This is a genomic window from Sporichthya polymorpha DSM 43042 (genome assembly GCF_000384115.1).
Classification (GTDB): domain Bacteria; phylum Actinomycetota; class Actinomycetes; order Sporichthyales; family Sporichthyaceae; genus Sporichthya; species Sporichthya polymorpha.
Window position 1 is genome coordinate 4,736,839 of the sequence record NZ_KB913029.1, and the last position, 22,062, is coordinate 4,758,900.

Annotated in this window: 22 protein-coding genes; 8 read left to right on the forward strand and 14 right to left on the reverse strand. The window is 71.0% G+C overall.

Annotated elements, in window-relative coordinates; genetic code table 11:
* Positions 1-16: 16 nt before the first annotated feature.
* Both SPOPO_RS0123050 and SPOPO_RS0123055 read right to left on the reverse strand, forming a co-directional pair.
* Entirely contained in the window at positions 17-1,237 is a 1,221-nt protein-coding gene (locus tag SPOPO_RS0123050; protein WP_019877501.1) for an acyl-CoA dehydrogenase family protein, read from the reverse strand.
* On the reverse strand, positions 1,234-2,400 hold the full coding sequence (locus SPOPO_RS0123055) for an FAS1-like dehydratase domain-containing protein (RefSeq protein ID WP_019877502.1): 1,167 nt from the start codon (positions 2,398-2,400) through the stop codon (positions 1,234-1,236). The genes SPOPO_RS0123050 and SPOPO_RS0123055 overlap by 4 nt, the downstream gene beginning before the upstream one ends.
* A gap of 434 nt (positions 2,401-2,834) precedes the next feature.
* Here SPOPO_RS0123055 and SPOPO_RS0123060 point away from each other — a divergent pair, with 434 nt between their 5' ends.
* From SPOPO_RS0123060 to SPOPO_RS0123080, 5 genes are all read left to right on the forward strand, one after another.
* The gene (locus SPOPO_RS0123060; protein ID WP_019877504.1) at positions 2,835-3,890 is read left to right on the forward strand and encodes a phosphotransferase family protein; all 1,056 of its coding nucleotides are present in this window, start codon (positions 2,835-2,837) and stop codon (positions 3,888-3,890) included.
* Positions 3,891-3,909: 19 nt separating this feature from the next.
* A complete protein-coding gene (locus tag SPOPO_RS0123065; RefSeq protein WP_019877505.1) occupies positions 3,910-4,794 on the forward strand; it encodes an alpha/beta fold hydrolase in 885 nt (294 codons plus the stop codon).
* A gap of 54 nt (positions 4,795-4,848) precedes the next feature.
* Entirely contained in the window at positions 4,849-5,610 is a 762-nt protein-coding gene (locus SPOPO_RS0123070) for a 3-hydroxyacyl-CoA dehydrogenase (protein WP_019877506.1), read from the forward strand.
* Positions 5,611-5,619: 9 nt separating this feature from the next.
* On the forward strand, positions 5,620-6,393 hold the full coding sequence (locus tag SPOPO_RS0123075) for an enoyl-CoA hydratase/isomerase family protein (protein WP_019877507.1): 774 nt from the start codon (positions 5,620-5,622) through the stop codon (positions 6,391-6,393).
* 90 nt (positions 6,394-6,483) lie between these two features.
* Positions 6,484-7,341: a mycofactocin-coupled SDR family oxidoreductase gene (locus SPOPO_RS0123080; RefSeq protein WP_028985040.1), complete on the forward strand. Its 858-nt coding sequence runs from the start codon at positions 6,484-6,486 to the stop codon at positions 7,339-7,341.
* Positions 7,342-7,388: 47 nt separating this feature from the next.
* On the opposite strand, the gene SPOPO_RS0123085 is transcribed toward SPOPO_RS0123080, so the two are convergent.
* The 6 genes from SPOPO_RS0123085 to SPOPO_RS0123110 form a co-directional block, all read right to left on the reverse strand.
* Positions 7,389-8,144, reverse strand: a complete 756-nt coding sequence (locus tag SPOPO_RS0123085; protein ID WP_019877509.1) for an SDR family NAD(P)-dependent oxidoreductase — start codon at positions 8,142-8,144, stop codon at positions 7,389-7,391.
* Positions 8,145-8,164: 20 nt separating this feature from the next.
* Entirely contained in the window at positions 8,165-8,659 is a 495-nt protein-coding gene (locus tag SPOPO_RS0123090; protein WP_019877510.1) for a MarR family winged helix-turn-helix transcriptional regulator, read from the reverse strand.
* Positions 8,660-8,842: 183 nt separating this feature from the next.
* On the reverse strand, positions 8,843-10,447 hold the full coding sequence (locus SPOPO_RS0123095) for an ABC transporter substrate-binding protein (RefSeq protein ID WP_019877511.1): 1,605 nt from the start codon (positions 10,445-10,447) through the stop codon (positions 8,843-8,845).
* A gap of 155 nt (positions 10,448-10,602) precedes the next feature.
* Positions 10,603-11,925 carry an FAD-dependent oxidoreductase gene (locus SPOPO_RS0123100; protein WP_019877512.1) on the reverse strand — a complete coding sequence of 441 codons (1,323 nt, stop codon included), beginning with the start codon at positions 11,923-11,925 and terminating at the stop codon, positions 10,603-10,605.
* Positions 11,926-11,995: 70 nt separating this feature from the next.
* Positions 11,996-13,252, reverse strand: coding sequence for a LuxR C-terminal-related transcriptional regulator (locus tag SPOPO_RS31240; RefSeq protein WP_156870169.1), 1,257 nt, complete (start codon positions 13,250-13,252; stop codon positions 11,996-11,998).
* 4 nt (positions 13,253-13,256) lie between these two features.
* Positions 13,257-14,087, reverse strand: a complete 831-nt coding sequence (locus tag SPOPO_RS0123110) for an SDR family oxidoreductase (protein ID WP_019877515.1) — start codon at positions 14,085-14,087, stop codon at positions 13,257-13,259.
* A 188-nt stretch (positions 14,088-14,275) separates the two neighbouring features.
* On the opposite strand from SPOPO_RS0123110, the gene SPOPO_RS0123115 reads away from it, so the two are divergent.
* Positions 14,276-15,436, forward strand: coding sequence for a thiolase family protein (locus SPOPO_RS0123115; RefSeq protein WP_019877516.1), 1,161 nt, complete (start codon positions 14,276-14,278; stop codon positions 15,434-15,436).
* 68 nt (positions 15,437-15,504) lie between these two features.
* Here SPOPO_RS0123115 and SPOPO_RS31245 read toward each other — a convergent pair whose 3' ends face one another.
* The 6 genes from SPOPO_RS31245 to SPOPO_RS0123145 all read right to left on the reverse strand — a co-directional run bounded on the left by SPOPO_RS31245 (position 15,505) and on the right by SPOPO_RS0123145 (position 20,308).
* Positions 15,505-15,819, reverse strand: a complete 315-nt coding sequence (locus SPOPO_RS31245) for a PRC-barrel domain-containing protein (protein ID WP_019877517.1) — start codon at positions 15,817-15,819, stop codon at positions 15,505-15,507.
* A gap of 64 nt (positions 15,820-15,883) precedes the next feature.
* Entirely contained in the window at positions 15,884-17,113 is a 1,230-nt protein-coding gene (locus SPOPO_RS0123125) for an NAD(P)/FAD-dependent oxidoreductase (RefSeq protein ID WP_019877518.1), read from the reverse strand.
* Positions 17,114-17,119: 6 nt separating this feature from the next.
* Positions 17,120-17,317: a ferredoxin gene (locus tag SPOPO_RS0123130; protein WP_019877519.1), complete on the reverse strand. Its 198-nt coding sequence runs from the start codon at positions 17,315-17,317 to the stop codon at positions 17,120-17,122.
* Entirely contained in the window at positions 17,318-18,655 is a 1,338-nt protein-coding gene (locus SPOPO_RS0123135; RefSeq protein WP_019877520.1) for a cytochrome P450, read from the reverse strand. It lies immediately after the preceding gene.
* A 47-nt stretch (positions 18,656-18,702) separates the two neighbouring features.
* On the reverse strand, positions 18,703-19,749 hold the full coding sequence (locus SPOPO_RS0123140; protein ID WP_028985041.1) for a zinc-dependent alcohol dehydrogenase: 1,047 nt from the start codon (positions 19,747-19,749) through the stop codon (positions 18,703-18,705).
* A 160-nt stretch (positions 19,750-19,909) separates the two neighbouring features.
* The gene (locus SPOPO_RS0123145) at positions 19,910-20,308 is read right to left on the reverse strand and encodes an SCP2 sterol-binding domain-containing protein (protein ID WP_019877522.1); all 399 of its coding nucleotides are present in this window, start codon (positions 20,306-20,308) and stop codon (positions 19,910-19,912) included.
* A gap of 188 nt (positions 20,309-20,496) precedes the next feature.
* On the opposite strand from SPOPO_RS0123145, the gene SPOPO_RS0123150 reads away from it, so the two are divergent.
* Together SPOPO_RS0123150 and SPOPO_RS0123155 are read left to right on the forward strand one after the other, a co-directional pair.
* Complete coding sequence (locus SPOPO_RS0123150) at positions 20,497-21,165, forward strand: TetR/AcrR family transcriptional regulator (protein WP_019877523.1); 669 nt, start codon at positions 20,497-20,499, stop codon at positions 21,163-21,165.
* Positions 21,166-22,044, forward strand: a complete 879-nt coding sequence (locus SPOPO_RS0123155; protein ID WP_019877524.1) for a prephenate dehydratase — start codon at positions 21,166-21,168, stop codon at positions 22,042-22,044.
* Positions 22,045-22,062: the final 18 nt, after the last annotated feature.

The window sequence follows — 22,062 nt, forward strand, 5'->3', positions numbered from 1 at the left end:
GACGATCCGGTCTCGGTCAGCTGGGCCGGGGTAGGCCGAGCACACGCTGCGCGACGGTGTTCTTGAGGATCTCGTCGGTCCCGCCGCCGAGCCGGAAGCCCGGGGCGCCGAGCACGAGGCTCGACCAGGCGTAGGTCCCCCACTCCCCGGTGTCGGCCGCAACCTCGGGGCCGAGCAGTTCGGAGACGAAGTCGCCGAGCCGGCGCAGATTGTCCGACAACGCGATCTTGCTCAGCCCGATCTCGGCGCCGGGCGGACGACCGGCCCGGGCCTGGGCCCCGACCACCTCGTTGACGTACCGCGCCGCGCGCAGGTGCGAGACGACCTCGCCGAACTGCTGTCGCACCGCCGGGTCGTCGTCGAGCCCCTGGTGCCGGACCAGCCCGGCCAGCCGGTCGGTCGAGAGGATCCCGACCCCGCCGAACGAGCTGCTGCCGAGCGAGTTGCGTTCGTTGGCGAGCGTCGTGATCGCGATTGTCCAGCCCTCGCCGACCTCGCCGAGCCGGTCGGTGTCCGGCACCACGACGTCGTCGAGGAAGACCTCGTTGAACGCCGCGCCGCCGGTCATCTGCCGCAGCGGACGGACGGTCACGCCGGGAGCATGCATGTCGACCAGAAAGGCCGTCAGATTCTTGTGCCGCGGCTCGGGCGACGTGCGGCAGATGATCTCGCCGATGTCGGAGAGGTGGGCACCCGAGGTCCACACCTTCTGCCCGCTGATCCGCCAGACGTCGCCGTCTCGCACGGCCCGCGTGCTGATCGAGGCCAGGTCGGACCCGGCCCCGGGCTCACTGAACAGCTGGCAGGCGATCTTCTCGCCGCGGTAGAGCGCCGGCAGGTAGCGCTGCTTCTGCTCCTCCGTGCCGTGCTGAAGGATCGTCGGCGCGATCATCCCGAGCCCGATGGTCAGCGAGGCGTCGCCCGGGACGTCGAACTGCCGGCTGACCTGTTCGAAGGCACGCTGGTACGCCGCCGGGAGCCCGGCCCCGCCGTACTCGGTCGGGCCGGTGATCCAGCCGTAGCCGGCCTCCCACAGGCCCGCCCGCCACGCCCGGATGGCGTCGACGGCGTCCGCCTCCGAACTGGGGTCCGGCTCGGCGAACACGCGGATCTCGTCGCTGCCCTCGCCCCACACGAAGCGGCGCTTGCCGGTGTCGGCCACCGCGACGGGGTAACGCTCGGCCAGCCAGGCGCGCGCCGCAGCGGTGAACTCCTCGAGGGTGGGCCGCTCGCTCATGCCCGGGCCCGGCGCCCCGCCGGGGAACCGTCCTCGCCGCGCACCGGCAGGGCCACGACGGCCCAGCCCGGCATCACGGTCTCGCCGCGCTGGTTCACGGCGGCAGTCCGAATGTCGACGACGTGGTCGCCGTCCTCGTCGACCCGCTTGCCGGTGATCGTGCCGGTCAGCCGGACGACGTCGGAGAGGTACACGAACTTCCGGTACTCCGAGTGCGCCGACTTGATCCAGGCGTGGTCGCCGGACCAGTGCGTGAGGTGGTGCAGCTGCCAGCACTGGCGCTGGAACCCGACGTCGTACTGGAAGGCGACGCTCATCGCCCGCGCGGCCTGGTAGTTGTAGTGGACCGAGTAGATCGGCTCCTTGGCGCCCGTGATCGGGTCGCGGAACGCCCACGCGGGGTGGGCGGCGTAGTCGTGCAGCGCGGCAGCGTGGGCCTTCAACCGCGGGATCGGCGTGCCGCCGCCGGCGACGAAGGCGATCTCGTCGGTGAGCCCGATCGGGCCCTTGGTGACCACGTCGAGTTCCTGACCTTCCGTCACATCGTCCCAGTAGCGGGGTTCCGCGCCGCGCGGGCGCTCGGCGAGGACCTGCGCCTCGATCTCGGCGATCTCCTCCTCGGCCCACGGGTGCGGCAGCTGCGGCTGCGGCTTCGCGTTCGTGGACTTCTGCTTCTGCGAGGCGCTGCCCCGCTCGAAGTTGATGACGTTCCAGTCGATCGTCGCGATCAGCTCGCCGTGCTGGTTGTGGTAGCTGTTCAGAAACTTGTCGGTCACCGTGCGGCCGGCGAAGCTGCTCGGCGACGGACCGTCGAAGCCGGTGTACACGCAGGACGCGTCGACCACGTCGCCCCAGTAGACCGGGCGGTGGAAGGTCAGCGTCGACTCCGAGTGGAACGACCCCAGCCCCGGCCAGCCGAACTGGATGCCGGAGAAGCAGCCGATGATAAAGCTCGGCGGGGCCACGGGCGCGCCGTACGGCGAGGCGGTGGCGTGCTCGGCGTCGGTCCAAAGCGGGTTGATGTCGCCGATCCCGCCGACGAACTTGGTCACCGCGATCCGCGAGGCCAGTTCGTTGTTCACCGAGTGGTCGATCCGCAGGTTCGCACCGACCTTCGTCCGCATCGAGGCGATCATCTCGTCGGTGATGACCGCCTGCGGCATCTGGGCTTGCTTCTCGGCTGGTTTTGCTGTCTCGACGCTCACGCGGTCCCTCGCACTCGACTCCGGTCCACAAACGCTACGGCTCAATAGTCTAGTTGTCGAGTATTTGTGACGCGACTACCTGGTCCGGCGGGGCCGATCTGCGCACTCGGCGCACCTCGGCCCCGACCCCACCGCCCGCACCGGTGCTCAAGTGCACACTCGGCGCACCTCGGCTCCGACCGCCGGTTGTCGGGCGCATCCCCCGGGGTCGTCGGGGGGAGGTCGGGGGGCGGGCCCCCGACTGTGGGGGTCGTCGGGGGAGGTCGGGCGGAGCCCCCCCCGATGGGGGTCGTCGGGGGGAGGAGGTCGGGGGGCGGAGCCCCCCGACTGTGGGGGTCGTCGGGGGGGGGTCGGGGGGCGGAGCCCCCCGACTGTCGGTATACATGCATCCCATGAGCGATCCGTCAGCCCTGACCGCCGCGTGGACCGAGAAGGTGCTCGCCTGGCTGCCCGGCGTGCTGCCCGGGGACGGGCCGATCGAGCTGGAGCCCCTCGTCGCGGGGCACTCGAACCTCGTGTTCGCCCTGCGCCGGGGCGAGGACCGCTACATCCTGCGCCGCCCGCCGATGGGTGAGTACGCGGAGTCCGCGCACGACGTCCTGCGCGAGGCACGCCTGCTGACGGTGCTCGCCGACGTCGGCTCGACCCGCACGCCGCGGGTCGTCGCGATCGCTGAGACCGGGGACGCCGCCGGCATCGGCCCCGCCTACGTCATGACGCGCCTGCCCGGCGAGGCCATCCGGACCGAGGCGCCGCCGTGGCTGGACAGCCCGGAGAAGCGCGCGACGGTCGGCCGGGAGCTCGTCAGCGCGCTCGCCGAGCTGCACGCGCTGCCGATCGAGCCGTTCGAGGCCGCCAAGCTCGGCCGCGCCGGCGGGTATCTGTCACGTCAGCTGAAGCGGTGGTCCGGCCAGCGGGACGAATTCGTCGCCAAGGGCGTCCGTCCTCTCGCCGACGAGCCGCCGATCCGCGAGTGGCTGTTCGCGAACCAGCCCGAGGAGCGGGCCTCCACGCTCGTCCACGGCGACTTCAAGCTCGACAACGTCCTCGTCGACCCCGGGACCAGCAGGGTCACCTGCGTCCTGGACTGGGAGATGGCGACGATCGGCGACCCCCTCGCCGACCTCGGATTCCTCCTCTCCTTCTGGCCGGACTCCCCCGAGACCGCCGCGGTCTTCTCGGAGTTGCTCGGCGAGGTCACCCTCGGCGAGGGCTTCCCGGACCGCGCCGGCCTCGTCGAGATCTACGCCGAGCTGACACAGCAGAAGCTCACGATGGACGATCTGCGCTGGTACCAGGTCCTCGCGATGTGGAAGATGGCGCTGCTGCTCGAGGCCAGCTACACCCGCCACCTCGCCGGAACCACGGACGACCCGTTCTTCGCGTGCCTGGACACGGCGAACCCGCGCCTGCTCGCCGCTGCCCTCGCGCTCACGAAGTCCGGCTGATCCGGCACAGGAGTCGACGGTGAACCCCGAGCGACTGCGGGTCTCCGCGAACGGTCTGGCGTTCGAGGTGCTGGCCTGGGGCCGCCCGGACGATCCGCTCGTCCTGTGCCTGCACGGGTTCCCCGACACCCCGTGGACCTGGCGGGAGCTCGGCCCGTACCTGGCCGCGCGCGGCCGCCGCGTGGTCGCGCCGTTCCTCCGCGGCTACGCGCCGACCGACCTCGCGCCCGACGACGACTATTCGGCGCCGGCCATCGCCCAGGACGTGCTCGCGCTGCACGCCGCGCTCGGCGGGGACACACGGGCGGCGCTGGTCGGCCACGACTGGGGCGCGGTCGTCACCTACGCCGTCACCCAGGCCGCGCCGGCGACGTTCGCGCGGTACGTCACGCTCGCGGTTCCGCCGACGGCCGCCGTGATCGCCCCGTTCCGCCGGCGCGCGACGCTGACCACCGGCCTGGGCCAGTTGCGCCGGAGTTGGTACACCGCGTTCAACCAGCTGCCCGGGATCTCGGAGCGCTCCCTGGACCGCTTGATCCCGAAGCTCTGGCGCGACTGGTCCCCCGGGTTCGCCGGCCGCGGCGACGCCGAGACCGCACTGACGGCGCTGCAGCGACCGGAGAACCGCCGCGCCGCGCTCCGCTACTACCGGGACAACCTGCGCCCGGGCGCGATCCGGACCGGCATCGCCCCGCTCGGCGCGCCGCTGCTGTACCTGCACGGGGCCGACGACGGCTGCATGCGCGTCGAGCTCCTGCCGCTCGCCGAGCCGCACCTGCCGCCCGGCAGCCGCGCCGTCGCGGTCGACGACGCCGGCCACTTCCTGCAGCTGGAGAAGCCGGCGGTCGTGAACGGCCTGATCGGCCGGTGGATCGCCGAGCGGGACCCCAACGGTCAGCGCTGACCGTGGAGGTGGCATCCTCCTGTTACCCCCGAGTAGTTGGCAGAGGAGAAGCACGTGAACATCAGCGGAAGCTCCGCCCTGGTCACCGGCGGGGCCTCGGGCCTCGGCCTGGCCACCGTCAAGAAGCTGCACGCGTCCGGCGCCAAGGTCGTGATCGTCGACCTTCCGTCCTCCGACGGCGAGGCCGTCGCCAAGAGCCTCGGTGAGGGTGCGGTCTTCGCCGGCGCCGACGTGCGTGACCCCGAGGCCGTCCAGGCCGCGGTCGACGCCGCGGGCGCGCTCGCCCCGCTCCGCGTGGTCATCAACTGCGCCGGCATGGGCTACGCGATCAAGACCCTCGGCAAGGAGGGCCCGCACGACCTCGAGAGCTTCGAGCGCACGATCACCATCAACCTGATCGGCACGTTCAACGTCATCCGCCTCGCCGCCGCGGCGATCGCGAAGAACGACGAGGTCGACGGCGAGCGTGGCGTCATCGTCAACACCGCCTCGGTCGCGGCCTTCGACGGCCAGATCGGCCAGGCCGCGTACTCGGCGTCGAAGGGCGGCATCGTCGGCATGACCCTGCCGATCGCGCGTGACCTCGCCTCGACGAAGATCCGCGTCGTCACCGTCGCCCCGGGCCTGTTCAAGACCCCGCTGTTCGACAGCCTGCCGCCGGAGGCGATCGCCTCGCTCGAGAAGTCGGTGCCGCACCCGTCGCGCCTCGGCGACCCGGCCGAGTTCGCCGACCTGATCGACCACATCGTGTCGAACCCGATGCTCAACGGCGAGACGATCCGCCTCGACGGCGCGATCCGGATGGCGCCGCGGTAGAAAGTCCTCATGGCTCCCCTCCGGATCGAGCGGGACGGGCCGCTGGCCGTTCTGACCATCGCCAACCCGCCGCTCAACCTGTGGGACGCCACGACGGGGCCCGCGTTCGTCGCGGCCCTCGACACGCTCGACGCCGACCCTCCGCGTGGACTCCTGGTCCGCGCGGAGGGTCGCGTGTTCACCGGGGGTGTCGACGTCCACCTGTTCTCGGGGTTGGACGCCGACCGCGGCACCGCCCTCGCGCGCCAACTCCTCGGCATCGCCGACCGGATCGCCGCGCTCCCGTACCCGACGGTCCTGGCCGCGCACGCCCTCTGCCTGACGTGGGGCTTCGAAGTCGCCCTGGCCTGCGACCTCCTCCTCGCCGCCGAGGGCGCGCAGTTCGCCCTGGTCGAGCAGATCGTCGGCCTCAGCCCGTTCATGGGCGGGCCTCAGCGCCTCGCCCTGCGCGTCGGCCCGGCGCGGGCGAAGGAGTTCGTCTACACCGGCGACCGCTACGACGCCGCGACGCTCGAGTCGTGGGGCGTGGTGAACCGCGTCCTGCCCGCCGACAACTTCGACGCGACCGCGCGCGAGGTCGCGAGCTGGCTCGCCTCGGGGCCGACCCGGGCGCACGAGATGACCAAGCAGCTGATCGACACGGCCTGCTCCGCCGGCGAACCCGCCGCCACCGCCATCACCCCCGAGCTGGCCGGCGCCCTGTTCGAGACCGCCGACACCCGTAACGCGGTCGCCTCGTTCCTGTCCGACGGCCCCGGGAAGGCGACCCACTCCGGGCGGTGATTCCCGAGCAGTGACGAACCGCCCGCGGCTCCCCTAGCCTCGTGCCGATCCAGCCCCCGCGTGAACCAGGTCACAGCTCAGGGAGTCGTCATGGGACGAGTGTCAGGCAAGGTCGCCCTCATCACCGGTGCCGCCCGCGGCCAGGGCCGCGCGCACGCCCTCCGCCTCGCGGAGGAGGGTGCGGACATCATCGCCGTCGACGTCTGCGCACAACTGGAGACCGTGCCCTACGGGCTGGGGACGCCCGATGACCTGGCCGAGACCGCGAAGCTCGTCGAGGAGCACGACCGTCGCGTGATAACCCGTCAGATCGACGTACGTGACCTGCCCGGCCTCCAGCAGGTCGTCGCCGACGGCGTCGCGGAGCTCGGTGGCCTGGACATCGTGGTCGCGAACGCCGGCATCGGCAGCTTCGCCCCGCTCTGGGAGCTCACCGAGCAGCAGTGGGACGAGATGATCGGCGTCAACCTCACCGGCGTCTGGAAAACAGTGAAGGCGGCGATCCCCACGATGATCGAGGCGGGCAAGGGCGGATCGATCATCCTCACCAGCTCGCTCGCCGGCCTGGTGGCGTTCCCGAACCTCGGCCACTACAACGCCGCGAAGCACGGCGTCACCGGACTGATGCGCACTCTCGCGATCGAGCTCGCGCCGTTCAACATCCGGTGCAACTCCTTGCACCCGGCGATCGTGCACACCGACATGACCCACAACGACGCGATCTACCAGCTGTTCCTCCCCCACCTGCAGGACCCGTCGCGGGAGGAGGTCGACGAGGGCTACTCGATGATGCACGCGTTGAAGGTCTCCGGCCTCGAGGCGATCGACATCGCGAACATGGTGCTGTTCCTCGCCTCCGACGAGAGCCGCTACATCACCGGGACCACGCAGGTCCTCGATGCGGGCGGCAGCGCACCGTTCAAGATCCCGCACGGCATGGTCGGCTGAGGCTGGTCGACTGAGGGTGGTCGGCCGGCCGTCGCCGCGAGGCGGGGTCAGAAGATCGTGTAGCCGCCGTCGACGACGATCTCGTTGCCGGTGTGGAAGGTCAGACTGGGGTCCGCGAGGAACGGGGCGACCGCCTCGAACTCCTCGGGGTCGGCCCAGCGCCGGACCGGCGTGCGCGCCGTCGTCGCGGCCAGAAACTTCTCGCTGGCCTGGGCCTGGGCGTTCAGCGGCGTCCGGGTCCAGCCCGGGATCAGGATGTTGCACCGGACGCGGTGGCGCGCGAGTTCGACCGCCAGCGTGCGGCCGAGGCCGAGCAGCGCGGTCTTGCTGGCGGCGTAGGACGCCTGACCCGCGCCGCCGTACCGGGAGATCGTCGAGGACACCACGACCATCGAGCCGCCGGTGCCCTGCTCGATGAAGACGCGGGCGGCCTCGCGCGTGGTGAGGAAGGCGCCGTCGAGGTTCACGCGCATCACCTCGCGCCAGTCCGCGAACGTCATGTCCTGGATGGGTGCCGCCGCGTGGATGCCGGCGTTGGCGAAGAAGCAGTCGAGGCGGCCGAACTCGGCCAGCGTCTGGCGCATCGCGGCCGCGACCTCGCCCTCGTCACCGACGTCGCAGCGGACCGGCAGCACCCGGCGACCGTGCACGGCGAGCATGGCCGCGGCGCCGGCGTTGCGGGACTTGTTGCGGCCCCAGATCGCGACGTCCGCGCCCGCCCGCGCCGCCCCGGCCGCGAGGGAGAGCCCGATGCCGGAGTTGCCGCCGGTGACGACGACGGTCCGGCCGGTCAGATCGTGCACGCCGACTCCCGGTACTCGCGCTACTTGCTGTCACCCAGGCCGCGTCGCACCGCGCGGAGGTCGGCGGTGATCCGGTCCGCGGTCGCGTCGTCGACACCGGGCAGCCCGAACCCTACGGCCGCCAGCGCCTTGCTCGCTCGGGTCGCGGTCTCGTCGCCCTCGGGAGTGAGCTCGGCGAGCACCGTCCGGCGGTCCGTCGGGTGCGGCCGGCGTGCCACCAGGCCCGCGTTCTCGAGCTGGTCGATGACCATCGTGACCGTCGTCGGGTGCACGAGCAGCCGCTTCGACAGCTGACCCAGCGGGCGTGACGCTCCGTCAGAGGCCTGCAGCGTGATCATCACCATGTAGCCGGTGCGGGTCAGGCCCTGCTCCTTGAGGACGCGGTCGACCTCCTCGGTCATCAGCGCCGAGGCGCGCAGCACCGAGAACAGGGCGGCGAACTGGGCGGGAGCCGGCGCACCGCGGGCCTCCCACCGCGCGCGCATCCACCCGATCGCGTCGGAATCCTCGGCCACGGCGTCTCCTGTCGTCCGGGCTGCCGCCCTCGCCCGCAGGATACTGCAGCGCCAGATATTCGGGCACTGGAGCAATCGCGAAACGCCGACGTCCCGGCCGCGAGGAGGCGGCCGGGACGACGACGGGGATGCCTTGGTCAGCGCGGCGGGTGATCCGGGTGGTGCGCGCCGCTCACCGATCGATCACTTGTCCGTGTGGATGACGAACTGGTCCGGATCCGGCTCCCAGCCGTTCGGCGACCCGTCGGGGTTCGAGGCCGTGTTCGTGGTGTTGTACTTGTACATGAACTCGCGGCCCTGCCCGTAGTTGCGGTTCCAGGTCTGGCTGTCCTGCGACCCGCCGCGTTCGGCCTTCGAGTACGAGAACCGCTGGTCCAGCGAGGCGTCGGCGGCGTACACGTCCCCGTTGCTCAGCTGCGCCATGAGCCGCTCGCGCGTCAGGTTCGGACCCACCGCCTTGGCCGCCCGCTCGAAGACCAGGGCGCCGACGTAGTTGGCCTGGACGATGTGGTGGTTCAGACCCTTGTTGCCGCGGGCGTACTTGTTCATCACGGCCATGAACTCCGAGCCCCACAGCTTGTAGGTCGTGTTCGTCCAGTACCGGCCCGCCGGGTGCTTGCCGAACAGCTGGCCCAGAACCTCGGCCGCGAGGTGGTTGCCCGAGATCCCCTTCGGCGGGTAGTAGCCCTGCTGCGCGGCCTCGACCATGAACTTCACGATCGTCGCGGGGTTGATCACGTAGTGCACGATCGTGTCCGGATTCGCCGCACGCATCGCGAGCACCTGCGCCGACATCGACGTCTCGGAAATGCCGACGTCCATCCGCTTGACGAGCTGCGCGCCCGAGGCGTTGAGGACCTTGTTCACCGCGTCGCAGGAGAGCTGCATCTCCGGGCTCGTCAGGCAGATCAGCCCGTAGGTCTTCGGCCGAACGACGTTCTTCACCCACTGCGCGTTGGCCATGGCCTCGTGAATCATCGACATGTGGGTCGGGAACATGTACGGGTCCTGCCACTCCGTCTGGGAGTACGCCCACGTTCCGACCGCCGGCAGGCGGTACTGCGCAAGGTCGGAGTGCACCGAGGCGCTGGCCCAGCTCAGGTAACCGAGCAGCGCGAAGACCTTGTCCTGGCCGACCAGCTTCTTGATGCAGGCCTTCGACCGCGAGACCTCGCCCGGACCGTCGTCGCAGTCGACCAGGGAGAGGCGCCGACCGAGGACGCCGCCACGGTCGTTGATCGAGGCGAACGTCGCCTTGGTCCCGTTGAGCATCGGTATCACGATCAGGTTGCCCAGTGCGACGCCGTGCATCGACACCGTGCCCAACTTGATCGAGTCCTTGGTGACGCCCAGGTCGGTGGCGCCGTTCTTCTCCGCCGCGATCCTCGCGTTCGCCGCCCGCTGCGCCGCGTCGTCGATGCTCGTCAGGCCCGCGGTGTCCCCGGCCTCGGTCGTGACGGCCTTGGCCTTTCCGCTCTCGGACTTCGCGCCGGTCTTCGCGGCTGAGCCCGACTTCGCGGCGTCGGCGACGGGGGCGGCGCCCGGGGCCTCGACCGGAGCGAGACCGGCGTCCGCCACACCCTCGGCGGTCCCGGCGTCGACCGGCGCGGCGCCGCCGACGTCCTGGGCCGCCGCGGCGTCGGCGGCGGTGTCCAGGGCAGAGACCGGCTCCTGCTGGGCGGTGTTCTCGTCGCTGCCGGATCCGCCGCTGCACGCGCTCAGAATGAGCGCCCCGCTGACGACGAGGGGAAGGGCGGCGAGCAGACCCTGCTTCTTCGCTCTGCGCATGCTCACTCCTTGAGTCGGCCTCACACCTGACGGGGGCTCAGGTGTTCCGGAGAGCACCGCAAGTATTCGGCGGGCCGTCGGGGCCTACACCCCCCGTAGGGGGTAGATCCCGGTCCTTTGGAGGGACATGTCTCCCTCCCACCCGGGCAGTCGGTCTACGTTGCCTGCAGGGTGCGGGCGACGCGGTCCGCAGCCAGCTGTCCGCTGCGCACGGCGCCCTCCACCCACGGCGCGGTCATGTGGTCGCCGGCGAGGTCGATGCGCGACCCCGGCAGGGCGGCACGGGCGGCCGCGAGGCGCCGCACGGACCCGGCGGTGAACGTCGGGGTGTACGGGTCGTGGCGTACGACCCGACGGCCCGTCACCTGACCCACCATCTCGGGATGCAGTTTCTCGACGTCGCTCTGCAGTTCGTCGGCGAGCTGTTCGTCGCTCTTCGTGGCAGCGCCCGCACCGTTCGCGGCGGTGACGAGCCACAGCCCACCCGAGCGCACCCAACCGTTCGCGACGTACACCCCGCCGATCGTCCGGCCGCCCACCTCCGGCGGGGTGATCACCTCCATGCCGACCTCGCGGCCGCCCGCCCGCAGAGTCAGGGCGTCCCGGGTGCGTAGGTACACGAAGTCGATGCGGGAGTAGGCCGTGCGCGTCAGGTGCTCGCGGACGGGCGCCGGGGCCTGCGGCCACAACCGGGCCGAGACGTCGGCCGGACAGGCGAGCACAGCCGCCCGGGCCCGGAGCGACCCGCCGTCCGCCGTCCGGACGACGACGCCGGCACCGTCGTCCTCCACCCGCTCCACCGACGTGCCGAGCCGAACGTCCAGGTCCGCCGCGACCGCGTCGACCCACCGGCTCGCTCCGCCGCGCAGCTCGCAGAGGTCGCCGGTGAAGACGTGCAGCTGCAGCGCGAGCATCGCGTACGACACCCGCTCGGACGGGACGCCCCAGAGGAACTCGTGGGGGCCCGCGGTGAAGTAGGTCGACGCTCTCGTCGTCAGACCGGCCGAGGCCGCCCGGGTGTCCAGGTGCGCCAGTCCGACCAGGTCCCCCAGGTCCCGTGCGGCCGCCCGCTTGGCGAGGAGGGCCGGGATCGCCGCCCGTACGACGGACAGACGGTCGCGCCACCCGAGCGCGCCGAAAGTCAGCGGACCCCGCAGGGACCCGTAGTCGACGTGCTCCCACTGCTCTCCCACCCGCACGCCGGCGGAGAACGCCGTCGGCAGGGCGACGACGTCGCCGGCCAGACCGAGTTCGCCGAGCAGCGTGCGGAAGGCGCGGTACCCGGCGGTGTGGAAGATCCCGCCGTGCTCGTAGTGGTCAGGGCCTTCGCGCTCGGTCCGGATCCGCCCGCCGGAGTGCTGCTCGCGCTCCAGCAGACGGACCGTCAGCCCACGGGTCGTCAGATTCCGCGCCGCCACGAGGCCGGCCGCGCCGGCCCCGACCACCACCACGTCGACGTCCACGTCCAGGTCAGTCATGGCGGGAGCGTAGGGATCAGCTCCGGGCCCGCGGATCCGCACTCGGGGGTGGAAGCGTCCCCCTTCCGGGTTACTCCCCCGGCACCCGCTGCTGCCGCTCGAGCTGCACCCACCGGGAGACCGCCTCCGCGCGGTTGGACGCCCCGAGCTTGCGGAGGATGTGCTTCACGTGGGTCTTCACGGTGCCCTCGGAGATCACCAGCCGCCGGGCGATCCGCGCGTTGGTGTCGCCCTCGGCCATGCGGCGCAGCACCTCGACCTCGCGTCGCGTCAGCGCGGCCTCCCCGTCGTCACCCGGGGCGAGGAAGGTCTGCAGGAACGCGTGCCCGTTGGAGGCGGGCGGATCGCTCGGCGGATCGAGCGGCCGGTGCAAGGACCAGTCCGCCACCGGCAGCGCGGTCGTCACGCCGGTGACCAGGTTGCCGAGGTCGACGCGAACCGCGTTGAGCCGGTCCAGGACCGCGCTGCGGGCGAGGGCGTAACCGAGGCCCTCGCCGAAGGCCGCCAGCACCTCGCGGTCGGTCTCGTCGAGGTTGCGCTTCTGGTAGTAGCAGTCGGCGTGGAGGAACCCGACCACGCTCCCGTGCGCGACAATCGGCGCGGCGACGTAGGACCGGGACAGCGAGGTCTCCGCGATCGGCCGGTTGACGCCGGGGTTCTCCTGGGCGTCCGAGATCAGCAGCGCGGTCCCGCGGCGGACCATGTCCCACTCCGGCACGCTCTCGTCGAGCACGACGGGGTTCTCCCGGCCGGCGGCGAGGATCTCCTCCGCCCACCGCGCGTCACGCCCCACGTACACCGTCTCCGGGAGCCAGCGGCCGTGGTCGATGCGCGAGACGATCGCGCGGTCGAAGCCGAGGCTGCACACCGCGACCGCGGCCTCGTTGACCAGCGTCGCCGTCGCGTCGATCCGCCGGAGGGCGGCCAGCGCCTCCCGCACGCGGGCCAGAGCGGCGTCGCGCAGGAGCAGACGCTCGTCACGGATGTCGTCGTCGAAGGCCTTGAGAGCGCGGAGCAGCTCGATCAGCTCGTCCGGCACCGGCCCGGACCCGTTGACGGGCGCGCCCGCCGACCCGTTCGTCCCGACCGGGTGCGCTCCGAGGGCGCCGAGGAGGATCTCCCACCCGGCGGCGAGCACGTCATGGGCGGCGGCGTAGTCGACGACGAGCGCGGGGTCCCAGAGGTCGTCGCGTCCCGTCAGGTCGGCGACGCGGCCCAGCAACGCGCGCAGCTGCTCGCGGCGCCCGGCGGGCAGCAGGTAGCCACGGCCGGGCCAGGGGGCACCGGGGTCCCGGGAGCGCATGAACTCCACACGGGAGCTGCTCACGGCGTCAGCTCACGGAGTCGACGAACAGGTCCGGGGCGAAATCAGGGCCGGCACCGTACTTCGACAGATCGGTGACGCCGGCCGCGGCGAGCACGTCGTCGTCGATGAGGCACTCCCCGGACCGCCACGGACCCGTGAAGATCGCGACCGCCGCGTCGCCCATGATCTCCGGCGACCGCGAGGCGTTCGCGGCGTCGGGGATCAGGTTGATCACCGCCGCCGTCGCGATCGTCGTGCGCGGCCACAGGCAGTTCGCCGCGATGCCGTCGGACTCGAACTCGGCCGCGAAGCCCAGCGTCAGCAGCGTCATGCCGTACTTGGAGAGCGTGTAGGCCGGGTGCGGGCCGAGCCAGTGCGGCGCCAGGCTGATCGGCGGCGACAGGGTGAGGATCTGCGCGGCGTCGGAGCGCTTCAGGTGCGGGATGCAGGCCTTCGTCAGCACGAACGTGCCGCGGGTGTTGATCTGCTGCATCAGGTCGAAGCGCTTGACCGGCAGCTCCTCGGTGCCGGTCAGGTTGAGCGCGCTCGCGTTGTTCACGCAGATGTCGATGCCGCCGAACGTCTCGACCGCGGTGTCGACCGCGCGCTGGACGTCCTCCTCGTTGCGCACGTCGCCGACGACCGCGACGGCCTTGCCACCCGCGGCCTCGATCTCGGCGACCGCGGTATGCACGGTGCCGGGCAGCCGCGGATCCGGCTGATCGGTCTTCGCGAGGAAGACCGTGTTCGCGCCCTCGCGCGCGGCGGCGACCAGGATCGCCAGCCCGATGCCACGACTTCCGCCGGACATGACGAGCGTCCGGCCGGCCAGCTTCTGGGACGGTGCCGTACCCAAGGGGGACTCCTTCGCCGGGTACTACGCGGGGTACTCCCGCGGCGTCCGGGGGGATGAACCGGACGGCCGGAGCCTAGTGGGCTGGGTCATACACCGGAAACCTTGACATCGGCTCCAGTCAACGGTGACTGTTTGAGGGAGCTCCCTTACTGGCGAGTACACCGCCCCCGACCACTGGAGACCGACACATGCGCGATGCGGTCATCGTCGATGCAGTCCGTACCCCCCTCGGCAAGCGCAACGGCGCCCTGGCGGGCGTCCACCCCGCCGAGCTGTCCGCCCACGTCCTGACCTCCCTCGTCGAGCGCACCGGCATCGACCCCGTCGTCGTCGACGACGTCGTGTGGGGCTGCGTCATGCAGGTCAACGAGCAGGCGATGAACATCGCCCGTACCGCGGTGCTCTCCGCCGGCTGGCCCGAGTCGGTCACCGGCACGACGGTCGACCGCGCCTGCGGTTCCTCGCAGCAGGCAGTCCACTTCGCGGCCGCCGGCCTGATCTCCGGCCAGTACGACGTCGCCGTCGCCGGCGGTGTCGAGTCGATGACCCGCGTCCCGATGTTCTCCTCGTTCGCCCCCGGCGAGCCGTTCGGCGCGAGCTTCAACGCCCGCTACCCCGGCGACGCCCCGAACCAGGGCATCGGCGCCGAGATGATGGTCGACCGCTGGGGCTTCAGCCGCACCGAGCTCGACCAGTTCGCGCTCGACTCGCACGCCAAGGCCGCGGCCGCGCAGGACTCCGGCGCGTTCGACTCCCAGATCGTTCCGGTCAAGGCTCCCGACGCCGAGGGCAACCTTCAGCTCGTCACCAGCGACGAGGGCGTCCGCCGGGGCGGCACCCTGGAGGCCCTGGCCGGCCTCAAGACGGTCTTCCGCCCCGAGGGTGGCTCGATCACCGCCGCCAACAGCTCGCAGATCACCGACGGCGCCTCGGCGCTGCTGATGATGACCTCGGAGAAGGCCCAGGCCCTCGGCCTCACCCCGATCGCCCGCATCCACACCGCGGTGCTCGCCGGTGACGACCCGGTCATCATGCTCACCGCGCCGATCCCGGCCACCCAGAAGGCGCTGGCCAAGTCGGGCCTGAAGATCAGCGACATCGGCGCGTTCGAGGTCAACGAGGCGTTCGCCCCGGTGCCGATGGCGTGGCTGAAGGAGCTCGGCGCCGACCCCGCGGCCCTCAACCCGAACGGTGGCGCGATCGCCCTCGGCCACCCGCTCGGTGGCTCTGGCGCCCGCCTCATGACCACCCTTGTCCACCACATGAAGGCCAACGGCATCCAGTACGGCCTGCAGACCATGTGCGAGGCCGGCGGCATGGCCAACGCCACGATCGTCGAGCTGCTGTAGTACCGGCGCGCTCCGCGCGCGCCCACTGTCAAAAAAGGGTGACACCCCTTACTGCGGAGTAGGGGGTGTCACCCTTTTTTCACGGCCGGCAGGTGCCAGTAGTCGCGCAGCAGGGCCTCGTCGTCGGCGGTGAGCTCGCGGCGGGGGCGGAGGGGGGCCTCGACGATCTTCTCCCGTGGGTACGGCACGGTGACCGCGCCGCCCGCGACGTTGATCCGCGTCAGCGGGACGAGGTGGCGCTTCCGGCGAAAGCGGCTCGTCCGCACCTCGAGGAACTCCGCCCGGCCGGAGTCCGGATCGACGTAGACGTCGTCGATCCGGCCGACGGTCTCCCCGTCGGCGTCGACCAGCGGCTGACCTTTGAGCACCGAGCTGTCCGGCATCGTCCCCACCCCCATGACCCAGTGTGGCACCGGGATTGCTTACGGGGACGGGCTTACCCGAGCCTCAGCCGGTGATGCCGGCGAACTCCAGGGCGTCCTGCCAGGACGCGCGCTGGGCGATCATGCGCTTGTACTTCATGATCTGGTTCTGTCGGTCGATGGTGAGGACACCACCGAGGCGGTCGCCGCGCCGGTAGAGCGCGAGGAACTTCTCCTCGCCGAGCTCCTCGGAGACCACGCGGACCTCCTCGGACTGCGGAATCCCGACGAACTGAATCCGGGACTCGTACCAGTCCGACCAGAAGTACGGCACGGCCTGCGAGGGCTTGGCCTCGTCGGGGAACAGCGCGTTCTTGGCCGCCAGGGCGCCCTGCTCGGCCGCGTTGGTCCACTGCTCGACGCGCATCATCTCGCCGTCGAAGAGCGGGTTCGGGAAGTGCGCGACGTCGCCCGCGGCATAGACGCCGGGCAGGCTGGTACGCAGGAACTCGTCGCAGAGGATCCCGCCGTCGCGCTCGTGCAGCGCGATCCCGGAACTCTCCAGCCACCTCGTGGACGGGCGGACGCCGATGCCGACGACGACGAGGTCGGCCTCGATGACCGTGCCGTCGTCGAGCACGACCTTCTCGACGCGCGTCGAGCCCTCGAGCGCCTTGACGCCGATCCCGCAGCGCAGGTCGGTGCCGTACTTGCGGTGGAGTTCGGCCGCGACCTTGCCGGTCTCGGGCCCGACCGACCGGACGAGCGGGACCGGCAGCGCCTCGAGCACCGTGCACTCCAGCCCGCGCTTGCGCGCGGCGGAAGCCACCTCGCTGCCGATGAAGCCGGCGCCGATGACGACGGTCCGCGCGCCCGCGTCGAGCGCCTTGCGGACGGCGAGGGCGTCGTCGAGGGTCCGCAGCACGTGGACGCCCTCGAGCGACTCGCCACCGGGCAGGTTCCGGGCGTCGCCACCCGTGGCAATAATCAGCTGGGTGTAGGGAACGGCGTCGCCGTCGAGGAGGACGACCTGGCCGGCGGGCGCGAGTGCCGTGGCCGGCGCCCCCAGCCGCAGGTCGACGTTCATCTCGTCGCGGAGCGTGGCCTCGTCGCGGAACGTCGGCACCACCGGCGCGCCGTTCTCGTCCTCGTCGGAGTCGAGGAACGCCTTGGACAACGGGGGCCGGTCGTAGGGCAGATGCGGCTCGTTGCCGATCAGCGTGATGGGGCCGTCATAGCCGGATCGGCGTGCGGCCTCGATGGCCCGCAGACCAGCCAGAGAGGCGCCGACGACGACGAGTCGGGAGTTCCGCACGGGTGCTTAGTCCTCCACCAGAGTCAGGGCCTCGGTCGGGCACGCGTCGACCGCCGCCTGCGCCGCCGCGAGCTCGTCGGAACCCGGGGTGTCGTTGAGCACCTTCAGGCTGCCGTCGTCCTGGACCTCGAACAGGTCAGGCGCCTCGGCCTCGCACATGCCGAGGCCGGTGCACTTGTTGTAGTCGACCACGATGCGTGGCATTCATGTCTCCTTGCGCTCGGGCGTGAACTCGAAGTCCAGGTGGGTGACCGCCCGCATGAAGTTTGTCCCCATGAAGCGCGGGTTGCTGATCTGAAACTCCGGGATCCGGAACAGCAACTCCTTCAGTGCGTGCCGGAGCATCATTTTCGCAAGCTGGCTGCCGAGGCAGTAATGCACCCCTCCCCCGCCGAAGCCGCAGTGCGGATTGGGATCCCGGGACAGGTCCAGCTCCCACGGGCGGTCGATCAACGTGTCGTCACGATTGCCCGACGCGTAGAGGAAAACCACCTTGTCACCAGGCATGATGCGCTGCCCGGCGATCTCCGTCTCCCGCACCGCGGTGCGCCGGAAGGTCATCACCGGCGTGCCGAAACGGATGAACTCCTCGACCGCCCCGTCAATGCGGTTGTCGAAGTCCTCGAGCAGCCACTTCTTCTGCTCGGGGAATTCCGTGAGCCCCATCACGGCGAATGTCGTGGTGTGCTGCGTGGTGTCGGTGCCGGCCACGGACATCAACACGAAGAAGGCGCCGATCTGCGCCTCGTCGAGCTGTTCGCCGTCGATCTCGGCGTCCATCAGCGCCTGCATGAGGTCGTCGCGCCGGTTCTGCCGTCGCTCCGAGATCATCTCGGCGGCGATGTCGTGCAGGCGGGCGCAGGCCTCGACCTGGACCTCCTGCGGGTCCCGGCCGGCGAGCAGGTCCGGGTCGGCCCAGGCGACGACGTCGCGGGCCGCGGCCCCGGTCTCCTCGGCGAGGTGGTCCGGCACGCCCCAGATCGCGCAGTGGACTCTCAGCGGGAAGCGGCTCGAGAACTCGGCCGGAAAGTCGATCTTCCCCCGGCCGACGATGTCGTCGACGCACTGCGTGGTGATCTCGCGGATCTTGTCCTCCATGCGCCGGACCTGCCTCGGGGTGAAGGCCGAGGACACCAGCCGGCGCAGCTTCGCGTGCTCCGGGTCGTCCATCGCGAGGAAGGACTGCGACATCTCCAGGAAGATCGGCGGGAGCATGTCGAACAGCACGCCCTGCCCCGAGATGAAGGTCTCGTTGTCGCGGCTGACCCGCTGGATGTCCTCCAGGCGGGTCAGCGCCCAGAAGCCGGGGTCGTCCGGGTCCGGGGTCACCGCGTCCTCGACGGGACGCTGCCAGGACACCGGACGCTCCCGGCGCAGGATCGCGAACGAGCGGTCCTGATCCTCGAGCAACTGGCTCCAGAACGCCTTCGACGAGACGTCCACCGGGTCGTAGTCCGGCTTGTTCAGGTTCGTCGCCGGGAGGAAGTCGGCCTGGCCGTCGTCATCCCAGTCGATGTCGGGAAGCTGGTGCTCGATCGTCATTTCTGGTGCTCCTGTCCGGGACGTGACGGAGAGTCAGATGATCAGGATCAGCGTGCGGGGTCGAGCAGGATCTTCGTGGCCTCGCGAGCCTCGAACATGCGGTACGCCTCGGCCGCCTCGGTGAGCGGCAAGGTGTGCGAGATGACGGCGGAGGGCGAGAGCTTGCCGGCGGCGATGAGGTTGATGACCTCGTCCATGTAGAGCGTGAAGTTCGAGATGCCGCCGGAGATGTTGAGGCTCTTCATCCACATCTCGCCCCACGGCAGCTCCAGCGACTCCTCGGCGTAGGCGCCGGGGATGTAGAGCGAGCCGCCGAAGCGCGGCAGCTTCAGCGCGGTCTCCAGGGCCGACGGGTGACCCACGGCGTCGATCACGAGGTCGGCGCCGCGCCACTCGGTAAGGTCGTAGACGGCGTCGACGACGTTGGTCTCGTCGGCGTTGATACCGATGGCGCCGAAGGCCTCGGCCTCCTTCAGCCGGGAGGCGACCTTGTCGATCACGATGACCTTGCCCATGCCGAGCGCCTGGGCGGCCATCGCCGCACACATGCCGACCGGGCCGGCGCCGACGATCGCGACGATGTCGCCGGGGCGGCCGAAGTGCCGGACCGACTCGTAGCCGGTGGTCATGATGTCGCCGACGAACAGGAAGTCGTCGTCGGTGCCGGCGGTGCCCTCGGGGACCTTCCGCATCGAGAGGTCCGCGGCGGGGACGATCACGTACTCGGACTGACCACCGTCGAGTCCGCCGAACGTCAGGCCCATGCCGTACATACGCACGCCCTGGCACTTGCCGGGCTGCTGGCGGCGGCACTGGTGGCAGAAGCCGCAGTTGACGACGCAGGACGCGACGCCGCGGTCACCTTCACTGAACAGGCCGACGGCGGAACCGACCTCGACGACCGTGCCGAGGAACTCGTGGCCGAGTCGCAGGTCGGGCTCGAGCTCCATGCGCCCGTCGTAGACGTGGAGGTCGGTGCCGCAGATGGCGGTCTTCTCGACCTTCAGCAGGACCTCGTCGGGGCCGATCTCGGAGGGGACGGGCACCTCCTCGACGACCACGTCGTGCGGGCCCCGCAGCACCACCGCTTTCATCGTCGCCACGATTGCTCTCCTTCGTCTCGGACCCCGTCGCTCGGACAGGCTGTCCGGATTTTATGTCCGGGAAGCTGCGCGGCGGGCGCCGGGTCCGGGTGGTGCCCGGCGCCGCCGCGGCTGCAGTACGACGGCGCCGGTACGGCCGACGCCGGGGAGGTCAGCCCTGGGCGTCCTTCTCCGCGATCGCCTCGCGGTACATCGGGAACAGCGGCTTGGTCAGCGGGACGAGCTTGAGGATCTTGTTGACCGGGCCCTTGGCCTTGACCTCGCCCTTGGCCATGCCGACGGCGAGGTTGTACTCACCGCGCCAGAACTTGTCGGCGGTGTCGGCCTTCATCATCAGCGTCACGTCGGCCTCCTCGTCGATCGGACCGAGGACGACCTGCATCGGGTCGCGCATGACGATGTTCATCTCGACGTCGGGGTCCGTGTAGAGGACCTTCATCACGATGCCCGCGGACTTGAACTTCGGGCCGTTCTCCGGGTGCTCCGCGGCAGCGCGGAAGACACCACCGATGTACTTGTCGACCTCGTTGGCGTCGGCGAAGTAAGCCATGCTGAGCTGCTCCTTTGGCTAGTCGGTCGGCTGCCGGCCCGGGACGGCGAACCTGCAGCCTCCGCCCGAGCAGCATCCGTTACGTGTGCATCAGACCACATCTGCCTACGGTGGTGTTCAACGCGCCGAACGGGATATCTCCTGGCAGGACGAGGGGTATTCCGGCCCCGTTCACTACGCTGACGTGCGTGACGGACCCTGCGCAGGCCCCCTCCTCCGGCGGTCCCACCGACGGAGCGCCGGGCGCCGGCCGCCGACGCGGGGACCGGAGCGCGGACAGCCGCGCCCTGATCCTTGAGGCCGCCGTGAACTGCCTGGCCGAGAAGGGCTACGCGGACACGACGACGCTCGCGATCCAGGCGCGCGCCGGAGTCTCCCGCGGCCGTCTGCTGCACCACTTCCCCTCCCGCGACGCGCTGCTGGTCGCGGCCGCCCAGCACCTGGCCGCGGAGCGCCTGCTCGACGGCGAGCGTTGGGCCGCGGGGCTGGGTCCGGAGTCCGGCGGTGACCGCGAGCGGGTGATCGCGGCCGTCAAGCGGTGCTGGTCGACGTTCGAGCAGCCCTACTTCTGGGCCGCGGTCGAGCTCTGGGTCGCCTGCCGCACCCGTCCGGAGCTGCGGGAGACGCTCCGCCCCGAGGAGCATCGCCTCGGCGCGGCGATCCGGCAGACCGTCGCGGTCATGTACGGGCCCAAGCTCTCGGCGCACCCGAACTTCCCGGCGGTGCGCGACCTGCTCTTCACCTCGATGCGCGGGGTCATGCTCACCTACACCTTCGACGCCCGGGACCCGGCCGCGGACCGGCACCTACCGATCTGGATCGACGCGGCGCTGACCCTGCTGGAAGTTGAGGACTGAGTGAGTTCACCGTCTCCCGGTCGATCCCCCGGCCGGATCGCCTACCAGGGTGAGCCCGGCTCCAACTCGCAGCTGGCGTGCGCTCAGGCGTGGCCGGACCACCCGACCGTGCCGCTGCCGACCTTCGAGGACGTCTTCGCCGCCGTGGTCGACGGTGAGGTCGAGCGCGCGCTGATCCCCATCGAGAACTCCGTGGCCGGTCGCGTGGCCGACATCCACCACCTGCTGCCCACGTCCGGGCTGCACATCGTCGGCGAGCACTTCCTGCCGATCCACTTCCACCTGATGGTGCTGCCCGGCGCCCCGGTGGAGAAGCTGCGCACCGCGCACAGCCACGCTCACGCGCTCGGCCAGTGCCGCAAGGCGATCCGCCGCCTCGGGCTGCGTCCGGTCGTCGCCGGCGACACCGCCGGCGCGGCGCGCGAGATCGCGGAGGCGGGCGACCCGACCGCGGCCGCCCTCTCCCCCGAGCCGGCCGCGGAGCTCTACGGGCTCGAGATCGCCGAGCGCAACGTCGAGGACGAGGCGCACAACGCGACCCGGTTCGTCATGCTCGCCCGCGAGCCCGCCGACGTCCTCCCGGACGCTCCGGACGTCGTGACCGCGTTCGTCTTCCGCGTCCGCAACCTGCCGGCCGCGCTCTACAAGGCGCTCGGCGGGTTCGCCACCAACGGCGTGAACATGACCAAGCTCGAGTCGTACATGGTCGACGGGCAGTTCGCGGCGACCCAGTTCTACGCCGAGGTGGACGGCCACCCCGCCTCCCCCGGCCTGGCCCGGGCACTCGAGGAGCTGACCTTCTTCGCGGCCGAGCTCAAGATGCTCGGCACGTTCTCCGGCTCGCCGCTCCGGCACGAGTTCGTCAACGCCGGTGACTGACTCCCCGGGATGGTGACA